This window comes from Mesorhizobium sp. Mes31 (assembly GCF_024519675.1).
In the GTDB taxonomy this organism is placed as follows: domain Bacteria; phylum Pseudomonadota; class Alphaproteobacteria; order Rhizobiales; family Rhizobiaceae; genus Mesorhizobium.
In genome coordinates this window covers 78,415-103,271 of sequence record NZ_JALJRL010000004.1, presented here as the reverse complement: position 1 = coordinate 103,271, position 24,857 = coordinate 78,415, and the positions used below count along the sequence as shown (strand labels likewise).

21 protein-coding genes are annotated in these 24,857 nt (G+C 63.5%); 13 read left to right on the top strand and 8 right to left on the bottom strand.

The features are described 5' to 3' along the window. Nucleotides 1-127: 127 nt before the first annotated feature. On the bottom strand, nucleotides 128-907 hold the full coding sequence (locus NR193_RS08330; protein WP_256750395.1) for an SDR family oxidoreductase: 780 nt from the start codon (nucleotides 905-907) through the stop codon (nucleotides 128-130). A gap of 153 nt (nucleotides 908-1,060) precedes the next feature. On the opposite strand from NR193_RS08330, the gene NR193_RS08325 reads away from it, so the two are divergent. Together NR193_RS08325 and NR193_RS08320 are read left to right on the top strand one after the other, a co-directional pair. After that, nucleotides 1,061-1,843 carry a UDP-2,3-diacylglucosamine diphosphatase gene (locus NR193_RS08325; protein WP_375162696.1) on the top strand — a complete coding sequence of 261 codons (783 nt, stop codon included), beginning with the start codon at nucleotides 1,061-1,063 and terminating at the stop codon, nucleotides 1,841-1,843. A gap of 125 nt (nucleotides 1,844-1,968) precedes the next feature. Continuing rightward, complete coding sequence (locus NR193_RS08320) at nucleotides 1,969-3,183, top strand: MFS transporter (RefSeq protein ID WP_256750393.1); 1,215 nt, start codon at nucleotides 1,969-1,971, stop codon at nucleotides 3,181-3,183. On the opposite strand, the gene dgcA is transcribed toward NR193_RS08320, so the two are convergent. After that, nucleotides 3,154-4,137 carry an N-acetyl-D-Glu racemase DgcA gene (dgcA, locus tag NR193_RS08315; protein WP_256750392.1) on the bottom strand — a complete coding sequence of 328 codons (984 nt, stop codon included), beginning with the start codon at nucleotides 4,135-4,137 and terminating at the stop codon, nucleotides 3,154-3,156. The two genes, NR193_RS08320 and dgcA, sit on opposite strands and share 30 nt — an antisense overlap. Before the next feature lie 76 nt (nucleotides 4,138-4,213). Between dgcA and NR193_RS08310 the strand changes: the two genes are divergently transcribed. The 4 genes from NR193_RS08310 to NR193_RS08295 are packed head-to-tail and all read left to right on the top strand — an operon-like array spanning nucleotide 4,214 to nucleotide 8,294. Next, a complete protein-coding gene (locus NR193_RS08310; protein ID WP_256750391.1) occupies nucleotides 4,214-5,401 on the top strand; it encodes an ABC transporter permease in 1,188 nt (395 codons plus the stop codon). Between the two features lies 1 nt (nucleotide 5,402). Beyond that, nucleotides 5,403-6,218 carry an ABC transporter ATP-binding protein gene (locus tag NR193_RS08305; protein WP_256750390.1) on the top strand — a complete coding sequence of 272 codons (816 nt, stop codon included), beginning with the start codon at nucleotides 5,403-5,405 and terminating at the stop codon, nucleotides 6,216-6,218. A gap of 14 nt (nucleotides 6,219-6,232) precedes the next feature. Then, nucleotides 6,233-7,606 (top strand): MlaD family protein, encoded by a 1,374-nt coding sequence (locus tag NR193_RS08300; protein ID WP_256750389.1) that lies wholly within the window; start codon nucleotides 6,233-6,235, stop codon nucleotides 7,604-7,606. Nucleotides 7,607-7,643: 37 nt separating this feature from the next. Then, nucleotides 7,644-8,294: an ABC-type transport auxiliary lipoprotein family protein gene (locus tag NR193_RS08295; RefSeq protein ID WP_256750388.1), complete on the top strand. Its 651-nt coding sequence runs from the start codon at nucleotides 7,644-7,646 to the stop codon at nucleotides 8,292-8,294. Nucleotides 8,295-8,442: 148 nt separating this feature from the next. Here NR193_RS08295 and NR193_RS08290 read toward each other — a convergent pair whose 3' ends face one another. Then, nucleotides 8,443-14,697 carry a kinesin gene (locus NR193_RS08290; RefSeq protein WP_256750387.1) on the bottom strand — a complete coding sequence of 2,085 codons (6,255 nt, stop codon included), beginning with the start codon at nucleotides 14,695-14,697 and terminating at the stop codon, nucleotides 8,443-8,445. Nucleotides 14,698-14,969: 272 nt separating this feature from the next. On the opposite strand from NR193_RS08290, the gene NR193_RS08285 reads away from it, so the two are divergent. The 3 genes from NR193_RS08285 (at nucleotide 14,970) to NR193_RS08275 (ending at nucleotide 16,874) form a co-directional block, all read left to right on the top strand. Then, the gene (locus NR193_RS08285) at nucleotides 14,970-15,338 is read left to right on the top strand and encodes an Hpt domain-containing protein (RefSeq protein WP_256750386.1); all 369 of its coding nucleotides are present in this window, start codon (nucleotides 14,970-14,972) and stop codon (nucleotides 15,336-15,338) included. Nucleotides 15,339-15,438: 100 nt separating this feature from the next. Beyond that, nucleotides 15,439-15,759 (top strand): 2Fe-2S iron-sulfur cluster-binding protein, encoded by a 321-nt coding sequence (locus NR193_RS08280; protein WP_091575073.1) that lies wholly within the window; start codon nucleotides 15,439-15,441, stop codon nucleotides 15,757-15,759. A gap of 83 nt (nucleotides 15,760-15,842) precedes the next feature. Next, nucleotides 15,843-16,874 carry an NAD(P)/FAD-dependent oxidoreductase gene (locus NR193_RS08275; protein WP_256750385.1) on the top strand — a complete coding sequence of 344 codons (1,032 nt, stop codon included), beginning with the start codon at nucleotides 15,843-15,845 and terminating at the stop codon, nucleotides 16,872-16,874. A 4-nt stretch (nucleotides 16,875-16,878) separates the two neighbouring features. On the opposite strand, the gene NR193_RS08270 is transcribed toward NR193_RS08275, so the two are convergent. Together NR193_RS08270 and NR193_RS08265 are read right to left on the bottom strand one after the other, a co-directional pair. Continuing rightward, nucleotides 16,879-18,354 (bottom strand): MDR family MFS transporter, encoded by a 1,476-nt coding sequence (locus NR193_RS08270; RefSeq protein WP_256750384.1) that lies wholly within the window; start codon nucleotides 18,352-18,354, stop codon nucleotides 16,879-16,881. Nucleotides 18,355-18,575: 221 nt separating this feature from the next. After that, entirely contained in the window at nucleotides 18,576-19,196 is a 621-nt protein-coding gene (locus NR193_RS08265) for a DUF922 domain-containing Zn-dependent protease (RefSeq protein ID WP_256750383.1), read from the bottom strand. Nucleotides 19,197-19,320: 124 nt separating this feature from the next. Between NR193_RS08265 and folP the strand changes: the two genes are divergently transcribed. The 3 genes from folP to folK are packed head-to-tail and all read left to right on the top strand — an operon-like array spanning nucleotide 19,321 to nucleotide 21,032. Then, nucleotides 19,321-20,172 carry a dihydropteroate synthase gene (gene folP / locus NR193_RS08260; protein ID WP_256750382.1) on the top strand — a complete coding sequence of 284 codons (852 nt, stop codon included), beginning with the start codon at nucleotides 19,321-19,323 and terminating at the stop codon, nucleotides 20,170-20,172. Between the two features lie 4 nt (nucleotides 20,173-20,176). After that, on the top strand, nucleotides 20,177-20,536 hold the full coding sequence (gene folB, locus NR193_RS08255) for a dihydroneopterin aldolase (protein WP_091575064.1): 360 nt from the start codon (nucleotides 20,177-20,179) through the stop codon (nucleotides 20,534-20,536). Next, nucleotides 20,520-21,032: a 2-amino-4-hydroxy-6-hydroxymethyldihydropteridine diphosphokinase gene (gene folK, locus NR193_RS08250; protein ID WP_256750381.1), complete on the top strand. Its 513-nt coding sequence runs from the start codon at nucleotides 20,520-20,522 to the stop codon at nucleotides 21,030-21,032. Before folB ends, folK begins: the two co-directional genes overlap by 17 nt. Before the next feature lie 28 nt (nucleotides 21,033-21,060). On the opposite strand, the gene NR193_RS08245 is transcribed toward folK, so the two are convergent. Next, nucleotides 21,061-21,606 carry a DUF924 family protein gene (locus tag NR193_RS08245; protein ID WP_256750380.1) on the bottom strand — a complete coding sequence of 182 codons (546 nt, stop codon included), beginning with the start codon at nucleotides 21,604-21,606 and terminating at the stop codon, nucleotides 21,061-21,063. Between the two features lie 13 nt (nucleotides 21,607-21,619). After that, complete coding sequence (locus NR193_RS08240) at nucleotides 21,620-23,455, bottom strand: monovalent cation:proton antiporter-2 (CPA2) family protein (protein ID WP_256750379.1); 1,836 nt, start codon at nucleotides 23,453-23,455, stop codon at nucleotides 21,620-21,622. Between the two features lie 400 nt (nucleotides 23,456-23,855). Here NR193_RS08240 and NR193_RS08235 point away from each other — a divergent pair, with 400 nt between their 5' ends. After that, nucleotides 23,856-24,122 carry a hypothetical protein gene (locus NR193_RS08235; protein ID WP_056582264.1) on the top strand — a complete coding sequence of 89 codons (267 nt, stop codon included), beginning with the start codon at nucleotides 23,856-23,858 and terminating at the stop codon, nucleotides 24,120-24,122. 78 nt (nucleotides 24,123-24,200) lie between these two features. Here the strand turns inward: NR193_RS08235 and NR193_RS08230 are convergent, their stop codons facing one another. After that, on the bottom strand, nucleotides 24,201-24,755 hold the full coding sequence (locus tag NR193_RS08230) for a hypothetical protein (RefSeq protein WP_256750378.1): 555 nt from the start codon (nucleotides 24,753-24,755) through the stop codon (nucleotides 24,201-24,203). Between the last annotated feature and the right edge of the window lie 102 nt (nucleotides 24,756-24,857).

Genomic DNA, 24,857 nt, shown 5'->3' with positions numbered 1-24,857 from the left:
AAGCTTTTTCGCGACGCTAATTGACGCGCCGGCAGCTCTACCCGGCGGCGCGTCCAAAACAACAATCAATCAAATGCTTATGCGGATTTCATGCCAGATGAGTCGTGCTGCATGACAGGCCTGTCGATCAAAAGGCGCTGACGTACAGACCGCCGTCGACCGGTATGTTCTGCCCGGTCAGATATCCGGCATGAACCGAGCACAGGAAGGCGCAGATCTGGCCGAACTCCTCCGGCGTGCCGAGCCGCTTGGCCGGAACATCGGCGCTGATGCGGGTCTTGCGCGCGGCGGCGGCGGCTGGGTCTTCGACCGTGCCGGCCTCATGCGGCCCGCGCAGCCGGTCGGTATCGAGCTTGCCGGGCAGCAGGCTGTTGATGGTCACGTTACGATCCACCACCGTCCGTGCCACGCCGGCGAGGAACGATGTCAGGCCGGCGCGCGCGCCCGACGACAGATCGAGGCCGGGGATGGGAACGTAGACCGACAGCGAGGTGATGTTGACGATGCGGCCAAAGCCACGCGCCGCCATGCCGTCAAGAACCGCTTGCACCAGCTCGATCGGCGTCACCATGTTCTGGGTGACGCCTTCGAGGATCTTCGCGCGATCGAGTTCACGGAAATCGCGCAGCGGCGGGCCGCCATTGTTGTTGACGAGAATGTCCGGGTCCGGACAGGCCGCGAGCAGCGCCTTCTGCACTTCGGGTTTCGAGACGTCGCCGACCACCTCCTTGACCGCCACGCCATAGCGCTCGCGCAGCTCAGCGGCGGTTTTCGCCACCAGTTCGGCGTTGCGGCCGTTGACGACGATGTCGCAGCCCGCCTCGGCCAGCGCCATGGCGCAGCCGCGCCCAAGCCCCTTGCTCGAAGCGCAGACGATAGCCTTCTTTCCGCGAATACCGAGATCCATGATGATTTTCTCCTCTTGAGCCGGCGGCAAGCTAGTCCCTCGGCTGGACCAATCGCAACCGTCATACGGTTGTTGCATGAATCGGGTCATAGGCTGGGCGAAAGCAACGGTGAAATCGCGATGTCCGGCCAAGAGCCCCGCACTTTCCGCAGCATGTTCATTTCCGACGTCCACCTTGGATCGAAGGCGGCGAAGGCCGAATTCCTGATCGACTTCCTTAGATATCACGACGCCGACATCATCTATCTTGTCGGTGACATCGTCGATGGCTGGCGGTTGCGGCGAAGCTGGCACTGGCCGCAAAGCCACAACGACGTCGTGCAGAAATTGCTGCGCAAGGCGCGCAAGGGCGCCAGCATCACCTACATCGCCGGCAACCATGATGAATTCGCGCGCCAGTTCCAGGGCGTGCATTTCGGCGGCATCGTCGTCGCCGACCGCGCCATCCACGAAACCGCCGACGGCAAACGCCTGCTCGTCATCCACGGTGACCAGTTCGATACCGTCGTCCACAACGCGCGCTGGCTCGCATACCTTGGCGACCACGCCTATGACGCGGCGATGCTGGTCAACCGGGTCGTCACGCGGCTTCGCCAATTGCTCGGCCTGCCGTATTGGTCGTTCTCGTCCTGGGCCAAGGCCAACGTTAAGAAGGCGGTGAACTTCATCGGCTCGTTCCAGACCATGCTTGCGGAGGAAGCGCGCCGCTCGCATGTCGACGGCATCATCTGCGGCCATATCCATCATGCCGCCATCGAGAATTTTGGCGATGTCCAGTACGTCAACACCGGGGACTGGGTGGAAAGCTGCACCGCCGTTGTCGAGCACTTTGACGGCCGGTTGGAAATTCTGACCTGGGCGCAGGTGCTGCCCGAGGCGCCGGACGAGCCCTTCATCCCGATGCTCATCGAGGACCGGGTGGGGCAGGCTGCATAGCGCCTGAGTTCATTTCGGCTCTGGGATCAATCGATTAGGCCAACCGGTTTCGCCCGGTTTTCGCCTATGTTAAGGGATCGACACGCGTTGCCGTCCGGTCGAGTGCAGCGTTATTGGATCGATTCATGTCCCTGCCGCCGCTTTCGCCCGAACAGCTCGTCAAGCCGCGCCATTTCGAACTGCGCATCAGCCTGATCTTCGCGACGCTGTTCGTGCCGCTCGGAACGCATCTGCCTTACTTCCCGCTGTGGCTGCAGGCCAAGGGTTTCCATGCCGAGCAGATCGCCGTGATCCTGGCGGCGCCGATGTTCCTGCGCGTGGTGACGACGCCGTTGCTGACCGCGCTGGCCGACAGGGCCAGGGATCGCGCCGATGTCTATGTCGCGCTGGTGGCGGCCGCGCTGCTCTTGTCTGCCGGTTATTTCCTGACGCCGACCTATGCCATGGTGCTGGCGGTGTCGCTGGCGCTGACCATTGTCTGGACACCGCATTCGCCGATCGCCGATTCGCTGGCGCTGTCGGGCGTGCGCCGCTTCGGCTCGAACTACACCAGCATGCGCAAATGGGGCTCGATCTCCTACCTGTTCGCCAATGTCGCCGGTGGCTTCATCCTGTCGGCAACCGGCCCTGGGGCCGTTCCGGTGATCATCTTCATATCGCTGGCAGCCGCCCTTGCCGCCGGGTTGCTGGCGCCGCGCCTTGGCCGTCCGCGCCGTGCCTCGCCGCTTTCGGCCACCGACATCCAGCAGTCGGCGCCAAAACTTCTCAACCCGTATTTCCTGTATTTTTCCATCGGCGTTGGCGTCATCACCGCCAGCCACGCCTTCCTCTACGGCTTCGTCTCGATCTACTGGAAATCGATCGGCATCGGCGATTCGGTCGTCGGCTTGCTGTGGGCATGGGGCGTGGTGTCCGAAGTCTGCATGTTCATGATGTTCACCCGCTTCTTCGGCGCCTTCTCGGTCGTGACGATCATGATGATGGCAGGGATTGGGGCCGTCGTGCGGTGGATCGCCTTTCCCCTGGTCTGGCCGCTCGGCCTCGGCGTTGCCGGGTTTTTCGGCGTCCAGACGCTGCATTCGGTCTCGGTGGCGCTGGTGCTGATCGGCCTGCAGAAGATGATCGGCGAAACGATTTCCGAGGAGCAGACAGGTGCCGCGCAAGGCATCGCCTATTTCTCCAACGGGTTCTTCATGGCGGTCGTGACGCTGGCGTCCGGCCCGCTTTACGACCGTTTCGGCGTCGACGGCTTCTTTGCCATGATCCCGATCGCCTTGATCGGATTGGTCTTGATCGGGCTTGCGGCGCGCTCAGCCCCACAACGCCGTATCAGGGGGTGATACCAGCGATCCCCGGTAGACAAGGCTTGGCACGCGATCACGGGCAAGCAGCAGCGGGCCGTCGAGGTCGACGAAATCGGCCCCTTGGGCCAGCAAGACGGCCGGCGCCATCGCCAGCGACGTGCCGACCATGCAGCCGACCATGATGCTGAAACCGAGTTCGCGGGCGCGATCGCGCAGAACGAGCGCCGCCGTCAGGCCACCCGATTTGTCGAGCTTGATGTTGACGGCATCGTAGAGGCCGACGAGCGCGGCAAGGTTCTTCGCCTCGTGCACGCTTTCATCGGCGCAGATCGGCACGGGATGCGCGATATGGCGCAGGATCCCGTCATGGCCGGCCGGCAGAGGCTGTTCGACCAGCGCGATGCCTTGCTCGGCGGCAAAGGCAAGGTTTGCAACGATGTTGTCATCGGTCCAGCCCTCATTGGCGTCGAGGATGATGCGGCTGTCGGGCGCCGCTTGCCGAACGGCGTGGATGCGGGCGATGTCGTTGTCGCCACCGATCTTGACCTTGAGCAACGGCCGCGCCGCATTGGCGCGGGCCTGCGCCGCCATCGCCTCCGGTTCGCCCAGCGACAGCGTGTAGGCCGTCTCGAGTCCCGATAGCGGAACGGCGCCAATTGCGGCGGCGACGGGTGTTCCGCTGATCTTTGCCTCCAGATCCCACAGAGCGCAGTCGATGGCGTTGCGGGCAGCCCCTGCCGGCATGGCGTCCAGCAAGGCCGTCCGGCTGATGCCGCCGGCGATCCGGTCGCGCATCGCCTCGATCGCGTCGCGGACACCATCCATCGTCTCGCCATAGCGCTTGTAGGGGACGCATTCGCCACGGCCGGCGTGGCCGTCCTCGCTGATCATGCAGGTTATCACTTCGGCTTCGGTCTTCGAACCACGTGAAATGGTGAAGGTTCCGGCGATTGGAAAACGCTCGGCCTCAACCGAAATGACACGCGCCATATTTTTCTGCTCCGGCTGTGCGACAAGCGTTGTCGGCAAATCGACAGGTCAGACCCGTCAGGCTAAACAGGACGCCATGTTGACCATCGGCAAGCGCGACGCAAGCGGCACGACCGCGGGGGAGGCTGACCACGAACCGCGCGTGGCGATCGGCGAGGAGGACGGCGTTCTTGGCTGCGCGTTCTCGGGAATCTGGACGACACGCACCGTCGCCTTGATCGACACGGATATGCGCAAGATCGAGAAACGGAGTGGTTTCAAGACCTTGGCGCTCGATCTTTCCAACATCGAGAAGATGGATACCGCCGGCGCCTGGCTGATAGACAGGCTGGTCAGCGCTTTCGAGAAAAAGGGCGTCAAAATCCAGCTGCAGGGCCAAAGCGAGATCGCTTCGATACTGCTCGACGCTGTCGGTGAGGCTGTCCGGCGCGAATCCGAATCCGGTCCAGTGCGGCCGCCCAACATTATCATTCGCACGCTGGAGGCGGTCGGCAGGCGCGTCTACGAGATGCGCGACGACTTCCTCGCCTCGATGAACATCCTCGGCGCCACCATCCGCGGCGCGCAGATGAAACTCGGCCGCGGCCATGCCGTCAATCCCGCGGCGATCTTCAACCAGATCGACCGCATGGGCGTCGGCGCCATTCCGGTGGTGGTGCTGATGTCGGCGATCGTCGGCGCCATCGTTGCCCAGCAAGGCGCCTATCAGCTCAGCTATTTCGGCGCAGACATTTTTGTCGTCGACCTCGTCGGCGTGCTGATCCTGCGCGAGCTCGGCGTGCTGATGACGGCGATCATGATCGCCGGTCGCTCCGGCAGTGCGATTACCGCCGAGATCGGCTCGATGAAGATGCGCGAGGAGGTCGACGCGCTGAAGGTGATCGGGCTCAACCCGATCGGCGTCCTGGTCTTCCCGCGGCTGGTGGCGCTGGTCATCGCCTTGCCGTGCCTGACCATCATCGCCAATTTCGCAGCGCTCGGCGGCGGCATTCTCGCGGCCTGGCTCTATTCGGATATCGCACCTGCCGCCTTCATAGACAGGTTGCGCGTGGCCATCGACCTCAGCACGATTTTCTCCGGCCTGATCAAGGCGCCGTTCATGGCCATGATCATCGGCACGATCGCCTCGGTCGAAGGCATGAAGGTCGGCGGCAGTGCCGAATCGCTCGGACAGCACGTGACCGCCTCGGTGGTGAAGTCGATCTTCGTCGTCATCATCCTCGACGGGTTGTTCGCCATCTTCTACGCAGCAATCGAGTTCTGAGATGAAGCTGCGGAGCAGGACAAAGACGATCGCGGACGACACGGGCGAGGGCGACATCGTGCTTTCCGCGCACGACATCACCGTGGCCTTCGCCGACAAGGTGATCCTCGACAAATTGTCGCTCGACATCAGGCGCGGCGAGATTCTCGGTTTTGTCGGTGCCTCGGGCGCTGGCAAGTCGGTCCTGCTGCGCACCATTCTCGGCCTGACGCGCAAGCGGTCGGGCACGATCAAGCTGTTCGGCGTCGATGTCGAGAAGGCGAGCGACGCGGAACGCCTGCGCATCGACATGCGGCTTGGCGTGCTGTTCCAGCATGGCGCTCTGTTTTCGGCGCTGACGGTACTGGAAAACGTCCAGGTGCCGATGCGCGAGTATCTCGACCTGCCGCGAAAGCTGATGGACGAACTGGCGATGCTCAAGGTCGAGTTGGTCGGGCTGCCGCCCGACGCGGCGCAAAAATTCCCCTCCGAACTCTCCGGCGGCATGATCAAACGGGCGGCGCTGGCACGGGCGCTGGCGCTCGACCCCGACATCGTCTTCCTCGACGAGCCGACCTCCGGCCTCGATCCGATCAGCGCGGCGGAATTCGACGAACTGGTGGTCAAGCTGCGCGATACGATGGACCTGACCGTCTATATGGTCACGCACGACCTCGACACGCTTTTCACCGCTTGCGACCGCGTGGCCGTGCTCGGCAACAAGAGGGTGCTGGTCGAAGGCACCATCGACGACATGCTGAAGAGCGAGGAGCCATGGGTGAAATCCTATTTCCGCGGAAAACGCGCCCGGCAACTTGATCTTGCGGCGCGCGCATAGCCATAAGTGAAGCAATGGAAACCAGAGCCAACTACGTCATTGTCGGCATCTTCACGCTGGTCGCGATCCTGGCGGCGTTCGCCTTCGTCTACTGGACGGCGGCGATCGGCGACAAGGGCGAGACCACGTTGCTGCGCGTGCGCATTCCGGGCTCGGCTTCCGGGCTCGGCCGCGGCAGTTTCGTGTTGTTCAACGGCGTCAAGGTGGGCGACGTCAGGCGCGTCTATATCGATGTCGACAATCCGACGGTCGCCATCGCCGACACCGAGATCGACCGCTTGACGCCAATCACCAAGTCGACGCAGGCTGATATCGGCCTTGCCGGTCTCACCGGGCAGGCCAATATCGAACTCAAGGGCGCCGACCCCAAGGAAGTAAAACTCCTCGACCAGGCCGAAAAGGAAGGCAAGGTCGCCGAGATCGTTGCCAACCCCTCGGCGGTCACCAACCTTTTGCAGACCGCGCAGAACATCTTCACCCGCGCCGACAAGGTGCTCACCGAACTCGAAGGCTTCACCAAGGATGTTCGCGGTCCGCTGACCGACACCGTCAAGAACGTGCAGACCTTCTCCGATGCGCTGGCCAAGAATTCCGACGGCATCGACAAGTTCCTGTCCAGTGTCAGTGCGCTGTCCGACGAGCTGAAGGGCGTTTCCGGCAAGCTGGACGGCACTCTGAAGGCGGCGGAAGGCCTGCTCAATGCCGTCGACAAGGACCAGATCAAGAGCATCGTCGCCAATGTCGATACAGTGACGTCAAACCTCAAGGAAACCTCGAAGCAGTTCGACACGGTCATCAAGAACGTCGATACCGCGGTCGGGTCGGTCAACGATTTCGCCAAGCAGACACAAGGCACGCTGGCCAAGGTCGACGGCGTGCTGGATGGTATCGATCCGGCGCAGGTGCGCACCGCTCTGGCCAACATCCAGAAGGCGAGCGAGAACGCCGACAAGGCTGCCGCGGACATCGCCAAGGTGACCGACAAGTTCGCTAACCGGGCTGATGACATCGACCAGACGATCAAGGATGCCAAGCAACTTGCCCAACGGCTCAACGATGCCTCGGTGCGTGTCGACGGTATCCTCGTCAAGGTCGACACCTTGCTTGGTTCGGGGCAGGCCGATGGCGTGATGGCCGACGCCAGGGCTACGATGAAGTCGTTCAAGCAGGTTGCCGACACGCTGAATGCCCGCCTGGGCGTCATAACCGACAATCTGGCGCGTTTCTCGGGCCAGGGCCTGACAAACGTCGAGGCGCTGGTGCAGGACAGCCGCCGCTCGATCAACCGCATCGAGGAGGCGGTGACCGATCTCAGCCGAAACCCGCAGCGCATCCTTTCGGGTGGCGATGGCGAGGTTCGGCAGTTCGATGGCAGGGCGCGGCGTTGACTTCGGCCGCCGCTCGCCCCAAGAACATGAGCTGCGGATGCGGGTTGATCTTACGATCCGGGGACAACGGGGATCGCGCGTGAAGTCTGTTTGGGTGAGAACGAGCGGGTTGACATCGGCTGCGGCACTGCTTGCGCTCGCGCTTGCCGGTTGCGCCGCTCTGGGCGGCAAGCCCGCGCCGCTGGATACGTTCGAACTTTCGGCGCCGTCGATCGACGCACACGGCCACAGCCGCCGCCAGATTCTCATCGCCCAGCCCTCCGCGCTCAAGGCGCTGGACAGCCAGAACATCGTCATCAAGCCTTCGGATCGTTCGATCCAGTATCTCAAGGGCGCGCAGTGGGCCGACCGGCTGCCGTTGATCGTGCAGGCGCGGCTGGCCGAGACGTTCCAGCGCTCAGGCAGCTTTGCCGGCGTCGGCAAGCCGGGCGAGGGCCTGGCGATCGACTACCAGGTGATCGTCGAGGTCCGTTCGTTCGAAGTGCGCGTCGACGGCGGCGAGCATGCCGAGGTCGACCTGTTCGTGCGCATCCTGAACGACCGCAACGGCGAGGTGCGTGCCTCCAAGAGCTTCACCGCATCCGCGCCCGTTTCGGGCAGCGGCAATCCCGCCTATGTCAACGCGCTCGACAATGCTTTCGGGGATGCGGCCAAGCAGATCGTTCGCTGGACGGATTCGGTGATTTGAGTTCCGTAAGGGATTGATCGCGCAATAGTTCTGGCAACGCTGATGGCCCCGCAAGGGAGGCGGCGCCGCAGAGCGCCAACACAACAAATCGATCGAAATGAAAAAGGCGGGAAATTTCCCGCCTTTTTGTTTGTTGCAGAGCCCGTGCCTAGTGCAGGCGGCCGCTGGCGTGGGCCAGCATGGTGTAGACCTTGCCGGTGTCCGACGTCAGATAGGTCTGCGCCATGATGTTGTCGCGGTCGTTGCGCGCGACATCCTTGAGCAGCTTCTCGAAATCGTCGCAATAGCGGTCGACGGCGGCGCGGAACTCGGCCTCCGCCTGATACTTGCGGCGGATCTCGTCAAACGTCTGCTGACCCTTCAGCGTATAGAGCCGCCGGGTGAACACGTCACGCTCGCCGCGCCGATAGCGGTTCCACAGCTCGATCGAAGCGTCGTGGTCGATGGCCCGCGCGATATCGACGGACAGCGAGTTCAGCGATTCCACGACGTGCAGCGGCGAGCGCTGGGCAGGAGCCGAGCGCGGTGCTTCCGCCGGCGTTGCCGGCCTGGCTTCCTCTTCGCGCGATGCTCCGCTCAGCAGATCACGGACCCAGCCGCCTTGCGGCGTACGGGCGCTGGCATCGGCACGCTGGCGCGGTGCCGCCTCGGCCGGACGCTCGAGGTCGAGCGTGCCGCGCAGCGCGGGGCCACCCAACGGCGCCTGAGGTGTGCGAAGCTCCGGCTGCGGTGCCGGCGCACGACGCGGTGGCTCAGGGGCGCGTGCGGCCGGCGCTTGCGGCGCCGGGCGCAGATTGCGCGGTTCGGAGGTATCGCCACCGCGGCCGGACTTCGCAACGATGTCCGAAAGCTCTTTCAAGGCGTTGATCTGCTCGGAAACGGCACGGCGGATGGCCGAGGTCGATTCCTTTGCCTCTTCCGGCATCTCGATGACGCCCTTCTTGAGCTCGGCGCGGGTGAGGTCGAGCTCGCTCTTGATCGAGCCCGCGGTGCGGCGCATCTCCTCGGTCGCATCGGCGAAGCGCTTGGTTGCCGAATCGACGACCTCGGTGATGGCGTTGCGGATCTTGTCGGCCGACTCCATCGTCTTGCCCTCGGCATTCTGCAGCGTCTGGCCGACGAGGCTTTCGAACGAGCGCATGACCCTTTCGAGATCTTCCGACTTCTTGACCAGGCCGACGGCGAGGTCCTCGAGCGATGATTGTCTTTCGAGCGTGTGCTCGAGATTGCTCTGCGCCGAGCTCAGCAGGTCCGAAGCACTGGACAGCAGGCGGCTGTGCTCGTCGAACTTGGTGGCGATCGAGGCGACCTCGCGCAAGGTGGACGAAGACAGTTCCGTCAGCCTTGTCGTGTTCGAATCGACCAGCCGCGCCGAGCTGGCGAAGGTCTGCGCGGCCTTCTCCGTGGTGGCGGCGAAGCTTTGCGTGCTGCCGCTCAGCCGTTCGTCGACCTGGCCGAGATTGACCGCGGCCTGCTCGATCAACTGACCGAGCTGCGAGCTGGACTTGGTCATGCGGCCAATGAGGTCGGCGACGCTGTCGGACAGCGACGAGCGAGCGCCTTCGACGGCCGACAATGTCTCGGCCGTGCGGCTGGCGAGCGCGTTGACCAGTGCGGCATTCTCGCTGCGCAGCTTTTCCGTGGCGCGTTCGGTGACCTCTTCCATGCTCTTTTGCAGTTCCGAGCCGCCCTGGGCGAACCGCTCGACCAAAGGCCGCGCGGTTTCGTCGAGGATCTTCGACATTTCGGCCGAGCGCGCCGCGAGCATGGTGTTGAGCTCGCGGGTGTTGGCGCCGATGGTCTTGGCGGCGTCGTTGGTGCTCTGGCCGATATGCTGGCCAACCGCGGTGAAGGTCTCCGCGATGACGTTGGCGCGCGACACGAGTTGCGCCTCGGCACTCGACACCTGCTCGTTGAGCTTCTGGCCCATCGTCTCTGCCGTGTAGGCGAGACGGTTCTCGACACCGGCGATCTGCTCCTCGACACGGGCGGCCGCGGCCGCGGCGCTCGATGCGAGCCGCTCGTCGGCACCGGCAAGCGCCTGCTCTATCTCGCGGGCATGCACGGCCAGTTCCTGGCCGGTCTGCCGCGCACGGTCGGCGACCCTCTGCTCGGTGCTGGCGAAAGCACCGACGATGGTTTCCGCATGCTCGCCGATCGTCGATGTGCTGCTGGTGATGCGCGAGACGAGGCGCTGATCGGCATCGTCGAAGATGCGGCCGATCTCCGACGCGCGGCTCGACAGTGCTTCGGAACCTTCGGCGATGCGCGAGACCAGCTGCTGGTCGGCGGCGTCGAAGATGCGGCCAAGGTCCGATGCACGCGCGGCAAGCGCTTCGGCCGATTCGCCGATGCGCATGCCGAGCCGCTGGTCGGCACTTTCGAAGTTGCGCAGAATGTCGCCGGCGCGCGCGGCGAGCGACTGTGCCGTTTCGACAGCGCGGGCGACCAGCTTCTGGTCGGCAGCATCGAAGGTACCGGCAATCTCGCTTGCGCGGGCGGTCAACTGATCGGCGGTCTCCTGGGCGCGTGCGGCCAGCTTCTGGTCCGCCACGTCAAAGGTGCCGGCAATCTCACTTGCACGAGCGGCCAGTTGATCGGCGGTTTCATGGGCGCGAGCCAGCAGGGAACTGGAGGTATCGTCCGCGCGGGCAAGAAGGGCGTTCGAGGTGTCTTCCGCACGGGCGTGCAGGCGACGGTCGGCCTCCTCGAAGGTGCGGGCGATGTCTTCGGCCCTCGCCAGCAGGGCAGCAGAGGTTTGCTCGGCGCGCTCGGCGATCTTGCGGTCGGCGTCGCTGAACGCCGCACCGGCCTGCTCATGCAGCGTGCTGGTGACTTCGAGGACCTTTTCGCGCAACGCGCCGGCAACGAAGACCGCACTCTTCTCGAGCACGCTACGGACGTTGTCGACACCTGTCGAGAGTGCACGCTCCATGGTGCCGGCGCGTTCCTCGATGATGCCGGTCTGGCGGCTGAACGCCTGCTCGATCTTCTCGACGTCGGCCGCGATCGCATCGGAAATGCCGGTGCTTCGGGCGGCGATCTGGTCGATGTGACCCGACAGCGAGCGGTCGACGTCCTTGCGGGTCTCGGCGAGCTTGCCGAGATCGTCTTCCAACGCGCGGCTGAGCATATTGCGGCCTTCGGCCAGCTTGCCGACATGTCCGGCGATGACATTGTCGATATCGCCGCGGCTTTCGGTCAGTTTCTGCAGGTCGGCTTCGAGGGCGCGCTTGAGAATGTCCCGGCCCTCGGCCAGCTTCTCCACCTGACCAGCGACCAAGCCGTCGATGCTGGAGCGGCTTTCGGCCAGCTTGGCCAGATCGGCTTCCAGCGCGCGCTTCAGGATATCGCGGCCTTCGGCCAGCTTCTCGACCTGGCCGGCGACCAGACCATCGATGCTGGAGCGGCTTTCGGCCAGCTTGGCGAGGTCGTCCTCAAGTGCCTTCGACAGGGTCGAACGCTCCTGAACGAGCCTTTCCGCGTGATTGTTGACGAGACCGCCGACGTTTTCGAGATCAGCCTGGAGCGCCTTCGACAGCGTCGAGCGGTCCTGGGCGAGCCGTTCGGAATGGCTGTTGACGAGGCCGTTGACGCTTTCGAGGTCGGCTTCGAGCGCCCGCGCGAACTGTGCGCGGTCGTCGATCAGTTTCTGCGACTGGTCGGCAACGGTGCTCTTGACCGCATTGAGGTCGGCTTCCAGCGCCCGCCGCAGGATGTCGCGGCCCTCGGCCAGCTTCTCGACCTGGCCAGCGACCAGCCCGTCGATGCTGGAGCGGCTTTCAGCCAGCTTGGCGAGGTCCTCCTCGAGTGCCTTGGACAAGGTCGAGCGGTCCTGAACCAGCCGGTTCATGTGATCGGCGATGACGCTGTTCACATTCTGCAGGTCGGTTTCCAGGGCCTGCGAAAGCTGCCCGCGATCGTCGGCCAGCTTTTCCGACTGGCTGGCGATGACGCCCTTGATCGTGTTCAGGTCGGATTCCAGCGCACGCTTGAGGATATCACGGCCCTCGGCCAGCTTCTCGACCTGGCCGGCGACGAGGCCGTCTATGCTCGAGCGGCTCTCGGCGAGCTTGGCAAGGTCGGCCTCGAGTGTCTGCGACAGCAGGCTGCGGTCCTCGGCCAGCCGCCCTGAATGGCCCTCGATCAGGCCACGTATGCCGGACAGATCATCGTCGAGCGAGCGGGAAAGCTGCGTCCGGTCCTCCGCCAGCTTGGCGGAATGGGTTTCGATGAGGCTCTTGATGCCGATGATGTCGTTTTCCAGCGCCTTGGCGAGCACGGCGCGGCCCTCGGCGATCTTCTCGACCTGGCCGGCGACGAGGCCGTCGATGCTGGCGCGGCTGTCGGACAATTTGCCGAGATCAGCCTCCAGGGCGCGCGACAGGATGTTGCGGCCTTCAGCCAGTTTACCGACGTGTCCGGCAACCATTTCATCAATAATCGTGCGGGCTTGCACCAATTTCCCGGAGTCTTCATTCAAGGCGCTGGAAAGCCTGTTGCGGCCTTCTTCCAGCCTTTCGAGATGGCTGCCCAGCGACGCGTCGATGGCTGCCCTCGATTCATTGACCTTGCGCAGATCCTCTTCTAGTGCGCGTGAGATCAGGTTGCGGCCTTCGGCCAGCTTCTGCACCTGGTTGGTCACCGCCGCATCGATGCCGGCGCGGCCCTCGGCGAACTTCGCCAGGTCGGCCTCCATGGCCGCGGCCATGCGGTCGCGGCTTTCGGAAAGTTTGCGGCTGTGGTTTTCCACGGCTTCTTCGATGCCGACGCGGGCATCGGCAAGCCGCTGGATGTCGCTGTCGAACGAACGCGACACGACATGACGCGCCGCTTCCATGCGGCCGGCGAAATCGCTGGCGCGGGCTTCGAGCATGGAGGAGGTCGACGTGACGATGTCGGCCATGTCGGCACCGATCTGGGTCTTGCCCTGATCGATCATCGCCGACAGCGTGTCCTTGCTCTCGGCAAAGGTATGAGCGATTTCGCGGGCGCGTTCGACCAGCGTCTCGTTGATCTGGCGGGCGCGGGCCTCGAGCGCCGCATTGAGCTTCTGCGTGCCGGTGTCCAGCGCCTCGGCGCGGGTCTGGAATTCGCTGATCAGCGCCTGACCACGTTCGGCCAGCGTCCGCTCGATGCCGCTGAGACTGGCTTCGAATTCGGAACTCAGCGTGCGCGCGGCGCCGCCAAGCAGCGACACCATGCCGGTGGTGCGATCGTCGAGCAGGTCGGTCAACGACCGTGTCAGGCCGTCCGTGGTGTCCGTCAACTTGGCAATGCGCGTGTCGAGAAGGCTGGCGAAGGCCTCGCCCGAGGTCGACAGCCGGTCGGTGATCGAATCGAGCCGGCCTTCCACCGAATCGAAGATCGACATCGAGCTTTCATTGATACGGTCGATGAGGGTGTCGCCGGAATTGGTGATCGTCATCGACAGCTTGGTCGAAGCATTGAGGATGCTGTCGCGGATGATGTCGCTGGCGGCGCCGATCTCGTCCTTCAGCGTCTCGTGCGCCCCGGTGATCGAGGCGCGGACCCGCTCGGCGTGGGTGACAACGGCTTCGCGCTCGCTGCCGAGCCCGTCGACGAGCGAACGGATGCGGGATTCGTTTTCCGAATAGGAGCGTTCGATCTGGTTGACTTCGCTGTGGACCAGCGTTTCCAGCTCGACGGCGCGGGCAAGGGTGCGTTCGATGCCTTCGCCCATGGCCGCGACTTCGCGACGGACGGCCTGGCCGATCATCATGACGCGGTCCTGGGCAAGGTTTTCCGGCTCGGTCAGGCGGAACGCCACTTCAGTCATCGACTGGGCGGCAATGCGCATTTCCTGGGCGCGGCGAATCATCGCCGCGAAGGCCCAGAACAGGATGACGGGCACGACCGCCGCGACCGCGAGGCCGATCAGTTCGGGACGGGCAAAAAACTGGTCGAGCGTACGGATCCTCCAGATACTCGGCCCGAAAAGGAGGTTGGCCAATCCGCCGGCGCCGGCGATCCAGGCGAGCGAGACAAAGGCAACGACCCAGTAAATGGTGTTCGAGGCACGCCTGTTGAGGCCGTGAAGGAGGGTCTTGTAGTCCTTCTGGCGATCGTCATTGGCTGGCGCGAAACCGGCGGGCTGGGCGCCATTGCGTGTTTCAACGGGACGCAACTCGGCAGGCTTGGCCTGGGGCGCGGGTTTCGCGGCCTGGCTCTGATTGACGGAGGGCTCCGGCTTCTGATTGCGTCCCTCGCGCGCCAATTCGTCGGCGGCCTGGGATATCTGCGCTTCCAGATCTTCCATCGAAGCCGCGATGTCGAGGTCGCCGCTGCCAATATCGCCGCTGAGGTCGATATCGAGCGCCTTTTCCAGTTCCCTGGCCACGTCGTTGTCGAGAGTTCTCGTCGTCGTTGGTTTCTTCGCCATGCCTTCGCTACCCTGTACTAGCTGCCGCGGGCTTATAATTCTGTTTGTCGTACCCCCGCGCAGGAGGCTGAAAATGGACCCTCGTATCGTAATGACACAGGGGGGTAAAGAAAACATGCATTCCGCGAGATGTGTAAAACTTTAAATATAAGGTTAACAGAACCGTGATTCCGGCGCCGCTTTCGCAACATTTTTCCGGGCCACTCATTAACCCGTTGTCCACTGGATTCGCCTAGGTTTTCGGGCGGTCGAACAAACGGAGTTCCAAATTCATGCGTGGCGAAAGCGGCATTGCCTTCTCAATGCCCGGGGGCGACGTATCCGGTCCAAGGCGGTCACGGCCGGTCGATTTGGCACATCTTGCCCGCCAGACGATGGGCGACCGCAGCCTCGAACAGGAGGTGCTGGCGCTCTTTGTACAACAGGCGCTGTCGGTGCGCGACAGAATAGTCGACGCCGATATCAAGGACCGCCTCCTGCTCGCCCACGGGCTGAAGGGGTCGGCACGGGGCGTGGGTGCCTTCGCCATTGCCGATTGCGCCACCGAGATCGAGCACCGGCCGGAAGACGATCAGACGCTCAGGCGGCTTGGCAAGCTGATCGACGAAGTGCGCGATTTCATAGCCGCCATCAATCGCTGAGCCCGGTTTGCGGAAAAACGTCAAGGAGCGGCGCTTTCGCGCGGCAGTTGACTTGTCTGCCGGAGTGATTATCTCGGCTGGGACTTCCTTCAGGTGACAAATGACCAAGCTGACTTTCATAGCCCATGACGGCACACATTTCGACATGGACGCCGAAAACGGCTCGACGGTCATGGAGAACGCGATCCGCAACGCGGTGCCAGGGATCGAGGCGGAATGCGGCGGCGCCTGCGCCTGCGCGACCTGTCATGTCTATGTCGACGAGGCGTGGACGGCGCTGGTCGGCGAACCGGAAGCGATGGAAGAGGACATGCTGGACTTCGCCTACGACGTCCAGCCGAATTCGCGCCTGTCGTGCCAGATCAAGGTGCGCGACGCGCTTGACGGCCTGGTTGTCCGCGTGCCCGCCCGCCAGGGCTGAGACACCGGTTTTTTGCCGACTGCTGCTTGGCAGCGGCGGATTGCTCATGCAGTGTCTCGACAACACAAAGCGAGGCCCATTGCATGACCGACATCACCAAGACAGACGTGCTCATTGTCGGGGCAGGGCCGGTCGGCCTGTTTGCCGTGTTCGAGCTCGGCCTGTTCGACATGAAGTGCCATTTGATCGACATCCTCGACCGGCCGGGCGGCCAGTGCGCGGAACTCTATCCGGAGAAGCCGATTTACGACATTCCCGGCTGGCCTTCGATCTCGGCGCAGGGACTGGTCGACAAGCTGCTCGAGCAGATCGCACCGTTCAAGCCTGACTTCACCTACAACCGCATGGTTTCCAGCCTCGAAAAGCTGGAGGACGGCAGTTTTCGCGTCACCACCGACGAGAACGAGGTGTTCGAGGCCAAGGTCGTGGTGATTGCCGCCGGCGGCGGCTCCTTCCAGCCGAAGCGTCCCCCGATCCCGGGCATTGAACCCTATGAAGGCAAAAGTGTCTTCTATTCCGTGCGCCGGATGGAGGACTTTCGCGGCCACGACCTTGTCATCGTTGGCGGCGGCGATTCGGCGCTCGACTGGACGCTGAACCTGCAGCCTGTGGCAAAAAGCGTGACGCTGGTCCACCGGAGGCCGGAATTCCGCGCGGCGCCTGACAGCGTCAACAAGATGTATGCCATGCAGGAAATGAAGCAGATGCATTTCCAGGTCGGGCAGGTGACCGGGCTGGCAGGAGCCGACGGCCAACTCTCAGCGGCCGTCATCAAGGGGCCGGACGGTGACGTCGAGATACCCTGTACGCGCATGCTGCCGTTCTTCGGCCTGACCATGAAGCTCGGACCGATCGCGGAGTGGGGGCTCAATCTTCACGAGAACCTCATTCCGGTCGATACCGAGAAGTTCCAGACATCGGTGCCCGGCATCTTCGCGGTCGGCGACATCAACTGGTATCCGGGCAAGCTGAAGCTTATCCTGTCGGGCTTCCATGAAGTGGCGCTGATGGCGCAGGCCGCCAAGCGCATCATCAGCCCCGGCGAGCGCATCGTGTTCCAGTACACGACCTCGTCCACGAGCCTGCAGAAGAAGCTTGGCGTCGTGGAAGCCTGACCTCTTAGTCAGCCAGCACAGGAGCCTCGGGGTGGCCGCGCAGCGGCTTTTCCGGCATCAGCCCGAGCGCGACGAGCGCCATCAACAGCATTGCCGCCGCCGTGAGGAAGATCATGACGAATGCCGCGGTCTCGACGGCGGCACCGGTCGCCTGCACGCCTTCGCTGGCCAGCGGCAGGCCGTAGCCGAGCGCGACCGCGCCGAGTATGGCGACGCCAAGCGCGCTGCCCAATGAGCGAAGGAAGGTCAACACGCCGGTGGCGACGCCCAGATGGGCCTGATCGACGGCGTTCTGGACCGACACTGTGGCAACCGGAAACGTCGTCCCGCTGCCCAGGCCGACGCAGGTCGTTAGGATCTCGACGATCAGCAGCGAAGCATGTCCGGCCACCAGGCTGAGCACGCCGAGGCACAGGATGGCGAAGGTCACCCCGATCATCGCGATCCGCTTGTAGTGAACGAAACGCTGAATCGTGCGGCCGCTCAGCGTCGCGCCGGCAACGGTGCCGAGCATGAGCCCGAGCATGGCTGTTCCCGATGCGCTGGCCGACAGCCCGAGGATCGACTGCAGGTAGACCGGCAGGTAGACCGCCAGGCCGATATTGGCGGCCTGCAGCAGGAACATCGAGAGCGTGCCGGCAAGAACGATCGGGTTGCCAAGCACTTCGAGCGAGACCAGTGGCTCGGCGGCGCGCAGCAACCGCAGCGCAAAAAAGCTCCAGATGACCGTCGAGCAAGCGAGCAGCCCGAGGATTTCGCGTGACAGCCACGGATATTCGCTGCCGCCCCAGTTCAAAGCCAGCAGCAGCAAGGCGGTGGCCGCGACGAGCAGCAGCGCGCCGAGGCCATCGATGCGATGATGTTTCGCGGCGATCGGCAACTTCTTCAGTGGCTTGTTGATCATGGCCATGGCGACGAGACCAAGCGGAATGTTGATCCAGAAGATCAAGGACCAGTGCAGATGTTCGGCGAAGGTGCCGCCCAGAAGCGGACCGGCGATGCTGGCGACCGCCCAGGTGCCGGAGATCCACGCCGTGTAACGGGCACGCTCTCGTGGTGGTACGAGGTCGCCGATCACGGTCTGCGCCAGCGCGAACAGGCCGCCGCCGCCGGCGCCCTGGATCGCGCGGCCGACGATCAGCACCAGCATGTTGGGCGCCATGGCGCTGACCAGGGATCCGGCAAGGAATATGAGGATCGCTGCATAAATCGTCGGCCGGCGACCATGAACGTCCGAGATCTTGCCATAGAGCGGCGCCACCGCCGTGGCGGTCAGCAGATAACCGGTGACGATCCAGGGCAGATATTCGGCATGGCCAAGCAGGCGCGCCATCGTCGGCATCGCCGGCGCGACGATGGTCTGATCGAGGGCGGCCAGCAGCATGGACAGGAGAACGCCGCCGATGATGGCGTTCTTTTCGCCTTCGCTGAGCGGCGCATCCGTCTTCACCGCCGTCTGCTTGCCGACAGTCTGGTCCATGTCCACTCATCCGTATGCTGGCGGCTGGCCGGCCTCATTCAGCCATCCCAGCGCGTTGACCGCGTTAGCCGCATTGATCTTTCGAGGTCCGCATCGCGAAACCCTGACATATGTCGTCCCCTATAGGCGGATTTCGACCGGTGCTCGAAAATTTTTCGAAGCTGGCACCATGCTTCGGCTGAATTGGCTCGCGCCGGCACCGTTCAACGCATCGCCAGGACTCAGGCCGGTGGTGGCAGCCGGCCGTTCTCGATGCGCTCCGTCCGGTAGCGCAGCAGCCGCAGGATGCGACTTTCGAAATTGACGCTTTCGACGCGGTCGAACCGCAATTGATCCTGGTCGTGCCTGGCGAGCACCGCCGCGGTGATTTGGGCGGCCTTGGCTTTGGCTGCGTCGCAATTCCTTTGCGGGTAGGTTGCTTTCAGGGCGTCTTCGAGCTCGCGGCCATGGTTCCTGGCAATCTCGACATGGCGCTCCTCATGGCGCTTGATGTCGGCGGACAACGTGTCCCAGAACAGCCTCACATCGGCATCCGCCTTGCGTGGGCGGCGCCATTCGGGAAGGATCACCTTCACCTTGACGGTCACCACCGCGTCGGCGATCCGGCAGGACTTCGATGTCTGCGCATAGCTGATGCGCGTTGTGAACGCCATCTGCGTGGCGCCCGGGTGGCGCCCCCCCGTGCTTTTCACCTCGGGACCACGTTTGGAGAGCTGCATCTCGATATCGTCGAGCGTGCTGCCGTTGATGGAAAAATAGCTGTATGTCTTGACGAGGTTGGCGGCGCCCGCCGGGAGCGGGGTCACGGCAAGCAGCAGTGCGCCAAGCAGGGATCGTTTCATGCAAAGCATGGATCGTTTCATCATGTTGCCTCTTCGACCACCTTGCTTTACGGCCGTTGCCAGCGCAACGGAATTGATCCGCTGCGGATCACACATGGTTGATGAGCCCCATGGTTGCTGAGCAATGACGGCCAGGCGATGGCAACTGGCGCATGGACGCCATCTCGAGCTTGGCGGCAAGGCGGTGGTCGTCGGCATCCTCAATGTCACGCCGGACAGCTTTTCCGACGGTGGTCTGTTCGATGCGCCCGAAAAGGCGCTGGTCCAGGCACGCCGCATGGTGGGGGAAGGGGCGCTGGTCATCGACGTCGGCGGAGAATCGACCCGCCCCGGTGCCGCCGCGATATCGGCCCGCGAGGAACAGGCCCGCATCCTGCCCGTGATCGAGGCGCTGGCGAGCGCCAGTGAGGTGCTTATTTCGGTCGACACCTATCGCGCGGACACCGCCCGGCTTGCCGTCGCTGCCGGCGCGCATATCGTCAACGATGTCTGGGGACTGCAGCGTGAGCCCGACATTGCGCGTGTCGCCGCCGACACCGGCGCCGGCCTTGTCATCATGCATACAGGGCGAGATCGCGAGAAGTTGCCGGACGTGATCGCCGACCAGTTGGCGTTCCTCGGAAAATCGCTGGAGATCGCCCGCCGACACGGTGTCACCGACGACCATATCGTGCTTGATGCCGGTTTTGGCTTCGCCAAGGAGACGGCCGAGGAAAATCTCGACCTGATGGCGCGGTTTTCCGAACTCAACGCGCTCGGCTTTCCGCTGATGGCCGGCACGTCGCGAAAACGCTTCATCGGCACCGTCACCGGCCGCGACGCGGCCGACAGAGCTGCTGGGACGGCGGCCACCAGCGTTATCCTGAGGCTCAAGGGCGCCGATCTGTTTCGCGTCCATGATGTCGCATTCAACGTGGACGCGCTGGCGCTCGCAGATGCTATGCTGGCGCGTGAAACCGAGCGAGCAGGCTGCTGAAGCAATGTATGTGATCCGCATGAAGAATTGCGCCTTCTTTGCCCGGCACGGCGTGCTGGACGAGGAGGAAAGGCTCGGTCAGCGCTTCTATGTCGATGCCGCTCTCACGGTTGATCCAGGCCGGGCCCTCGTCGAGGATTCCATCGAGGACACAGTCAACTATGGTATCGCCTTCACGGTGATCGAAAAGATCATTACGGGGCAGCGGCGCTTTCTGATCGAGGCCTTGGCGCTCGAAGTGGCCCGTGCGCTGACGGCACGTTTCCCGCAGATCAAAAAAGCCGAGATCACTGTGCGCAAGCCCAACGCCCCGGTGCCCGGCGTGCTCGATTACGTCGAGGTGACCGTTGTCTGGCCCGAATAGCACGGTCTACCTCAGCCTTGGCGGTAATCTCGGCGACCCGGCGAAGTCGATGGGCGCTGCGCTGCGCATGCTGGATGCCGATGGCGACACGCGTGTCACCGGCGTCTCCTCGCTGTACCGCACGCCGCCCTGGGGCAAGCTGGATCAGCCGGACTTTCTCAATGCGGCTGCCGAAATTTCCACCGGGCTTGCGCCGCGTGCCTTGCTCGACCTCTGCCTCGATGCCGAGCGCAAGCTGAAGCGGGTGCGCGAGGAGCGTTGGGGGCCGCGGCTGATCGATATCGACATTCTGGTGTTTGGCGAACGCGTCATTCACGAGACCGGACTGGAAGTGCCGCATCCGCGCATGCTGGAGCGCGCCTTCGTGCTGGCGCCGCTGGCCGAGATCGCGCCCGGACTGGTCGTCGGCGGTCGCAGCATCACGGACCGGCTGGCTGCCGTCGACACCTCAGGTATCGAGCGATTGCCATCCGGCCGGGATTGGTGGCTGGTCTGACGCGTGGGCGAGGTCACAGCGGGACCTTTTAACCGGAAAATCCGCCGCCATCCAGGAACGCCTGCTCTTGCGGTGTGGTCTCGCGGCCAAGCATCCTGTTTCGGTGCGGAAAGCGGCCGAAATTCTGGATGATGTCGCGGTGCTCGACAGCGTACTTCAGATAGGGGGCGGCCCTCGCCTGCGTCAGGTCGACCGATATGTGCTGGTCGGCGAGAAGCTCCGAATGCTCATACGGCAGATAGAGGAAGACGCGGATTTCGTCGTCGAGCTCCAGATCGTGGCCGGCCGCGATCGCCTTTGCGGCGAAATATCTGGCGAGCGGGTCGGTCGCGTACATGTGACCGGTGCCGCGAAAGCAGTTTCGCGGAAACTGGTCGAGCAGGATCATCAGCGCCAGCGAGCCCTCGGCATGTGCCGACCAGTCGTCGCATTCACGCCGCGCGGCTGCGTGGTGCAGGTCGAGAAAGCGATTGCGGAAGTCGGCATCGAAAGCCTCGTTCTTCTCGAACCATGCATCCTCGCCGGCATCACGCCAGAATTTGGTGACCGACAGGGCTCTGCTGTCCAATTCCATGCTGGTTCCTTGTTCAGTCCGCGGGTTCGGATTTGTGCAGCACGCCGGCGGTCTCTTCGTTGAGGGCCTGGCCAGGGCGGCGCGGCGTGGACAGCGGTGTCGGAATCGGCGTGCCGATATTGCCCCTCAGGAAGCGCTGTCCGGCGCGAACGCCTTCGGCGAGCTGGGTTTCGAAACGGGCGGTGTCGCGGCGTCTGACGTCTTCGATCGTTTCAGCCACGTCTGCCGGATCCACGCCCAGCGATTCCAGGGCTGAGCCACCAAAGACGAGTGCCGATTCGAAAGTTTCGCGGAGTTGATAATCGACGCCAGCGCGAATGAGCTGCAGCGCGGTGCCGCGATCGAAAGCGCGCGCCAGCACCATAAGCAAGGGAAACTCTGCCTTGACGAGCTCCGCGATGCGAACGGCGGCGTCGGGCTTGTCGACGCAGATCAGCACGGCGCGCGCCCGACCCGCACCCGCGGCGTGCAGGATATCGAGCCGCGTGCCGTCGCCATAGTAAACCTTGAAGCCGAAATCGGCCGCCGCCTGGATCATCTCCACATCGTTGTCGATGATCGACACGTCGATGCCGCGCAGCAGCAACGGCTGGCTGGCGATCTGGCCAAAGCGGCCGAAGCCGATGATCAGCACGCTTCCGGTAAGGCCGTCGGCAACATCGACCCCGTCGAGCGATAGCTCGTCGCGCGGCGTGAGGTACCGCAGCGCGACGATCGCCAGTGGCGTCAGCACCATGGAGATGATGACGATCGCGGTCAGCGTCGCGTTGGCCTGACTGTCGATGATGCCGACCGCGGCGGCGGCGGAATAGAGGACAAACGCGAATTCGCCGCCTTGCGCCATGAAGATCGCACGTTCCAGCGCTTCGCGATGGCCGGTTTTCAGGATTCGGGCGACGATGTAGATGCCGAGTGCCTTCATCACCATGTAGGCGACGACATAGATGACGACCAGCCGCCAGTTCTCGACCACCACATGCAGGTCGAGCGACATGCCGACCGCAAGGAAGAACAGGCCGAGCAGGATGCCGCGGAACGGTTCGATGTCGGCTTCGAGCTGATGGCGGAAAGTCGATTCGGACAGAAGCACGCCGGCCAGGAATGCACCCATCGCCATTGACAGGCCGCTGAGCTGCATGGCCAGCGCGGACCCGAGAACGACCAGAAGTGCCGCCGCCGTCATCACTTCGCGGGCACGGGCATCCGCGAGGATGCGGAAGAACGGATTGAGCAGATAGCGTCCGGCCAGCACCAGTCCGACGATCGCTGCAAGGCCGATGCCGATCTCGGTCAGGCGTTCCGCCAGGCTGGTGTCGGCACCGCCAGGCGCCAGGAACGCAATCAGGGCCAGCAGCGGCACGATCGCCAGATCCTCGAGCAGCAGGATGGAGACAATGCGCTGGCCTTTCGGCGCGGCGATTTCGCCGCGCTCCTCGAGCAGTTGCATGACGATTGCCGTCGAGGTCAGCACGAAGCCGGCGCCGGCGACGAAGGATTGCGAGATTGGAAAGCCTCCCGCCACGCCGACACCGGTCAGCAAAACGGCGCAGACGCCGACCTGCAGTGCGCCGAGGCCAAAGATCTCGCGGCGCAGGCCCCACAGCCGTGACGGCTGCATTTCCAGCCCGATGATGAACAGGAACATCACCACGCCGAGCTCGGCGACATGAAGAATGGCTCCCGATTCGGAAAAGATGCGAAGACCGAAGGGGCCGATCACCACGCCGGCGGCCAGATAGCCAAGAATGGAGCCAAGGCCCATGCGCTTGAAGATGGGAACGGCGACAACGCCGGCAGCAAGCAGTGCCACCACCTGGACCAGATCGCTGCTCGATGCTTCTACCGCCATGCCCGCCATTCCGCTTGTTTGAGGACCGCAGCCTTATGCAGTCGGAGCTGCGGTACAAGACAGTCCTCGCGGACACCCAAAGACGCTGCAGCATTTCAATTTTGCGCATGATCCCTGCGAAAATCGATTCCGATTTTCGTAAGGCAGCATTTTGTTTTTGCACATGACTCCCAGCGAAAAATCGATGCCGCTTTTCGGAGGCATGTGCCAAGCGGCACAGGTAGGCGCTTCAGCAGGGCGCGAACAGTGCAGATTCATCGGCAATGTTGGAGGCGCGTTTCACAAGTTTACGCCAGACGCGCGTTGCTTGTGCCCATAATCGAAGGCTAAGGACGATTGGCTTCGGCCATTGGAGGGCGAGCGACGATCAAGTCGTGCCCTTTTTGAGGAGATGACTGACATGAAGAAGTTTTTGTTTGTTGCCGTCGGCTTGGCGGTGCTTGCTGGTTCGGCTTGTTCGAAGGCCCCGGAGTGCACGGCCGAGATCGCGACCAAGAAGGCGCAGGACATGGCTGCAGCGCTGCAGGAGGCGATCACCAAGGATCCGTCCAAGGCGGCTGACCTGACGGCCAAGGTCCAGGCGGTGACAACCAAGTATCAGGGCGCCACGACGTTGGCCGACGCCTGCAAGGCCTATGACGAGGTGACGGCCGCGATCAAGGGCTAAGTGCCCTAATCAAACGGTTTCAACGAGGCGGTGACCGTTGGGTCGCCGCCTTTTCTGTTTCAGGCGAGCGATGATTGTTCAGTTCGGCGCGATGGAGCCGACTTCGACCGTATCGACGCGCTTCAGGCTCATGCCGATCACCGGCACCAGCTGATCGGAGACTCGGACCGCGACGGTCACCGTCATCGAATTGTCGTCGGGAATGCGCGCCTGCATGACGCCGCGCAGCTGATTGCGATTGATGGTGAAAACCACCTTGCGGGCATCGACCACATTGCCGCCGACGATATCGAGACCGGCACCGGCCGCGCCGCCCATGAAACTGCCTCTGTAGCCTTCGCGGCCCTTGCGCTCGATCCTGGCCGACATCTGCTGGGTGAACATGCCGACCCGGCAGCCACCGTCGAGCGTCATGCCCATCTTGCCGTCGGGCGTCGAGCCGGTGAAGCTGCAGTTGAATTTCGTGCCCTTGTACTTGCCGGCGACGATTTCGCCCGGCCCGACCCACTTGCCTTCGGCCGACTGGAAGAACTGCTTGTCCGGTTCCGCCGCGGACGCCCCTGAGGCTATACCGACGACTGCGGTGATCGCGGCCGCCAAGGGCAGGACGCTGGACAGAATTACGCTTTTCATCGACGACACCCGGCAACAAAGAGGCTGTTTGAAACCCGTCTGACCATGAACAAGATTGGTTAATGCTTCGTCACTGCCAGGCCTCGAAACCGCAATCCGGCA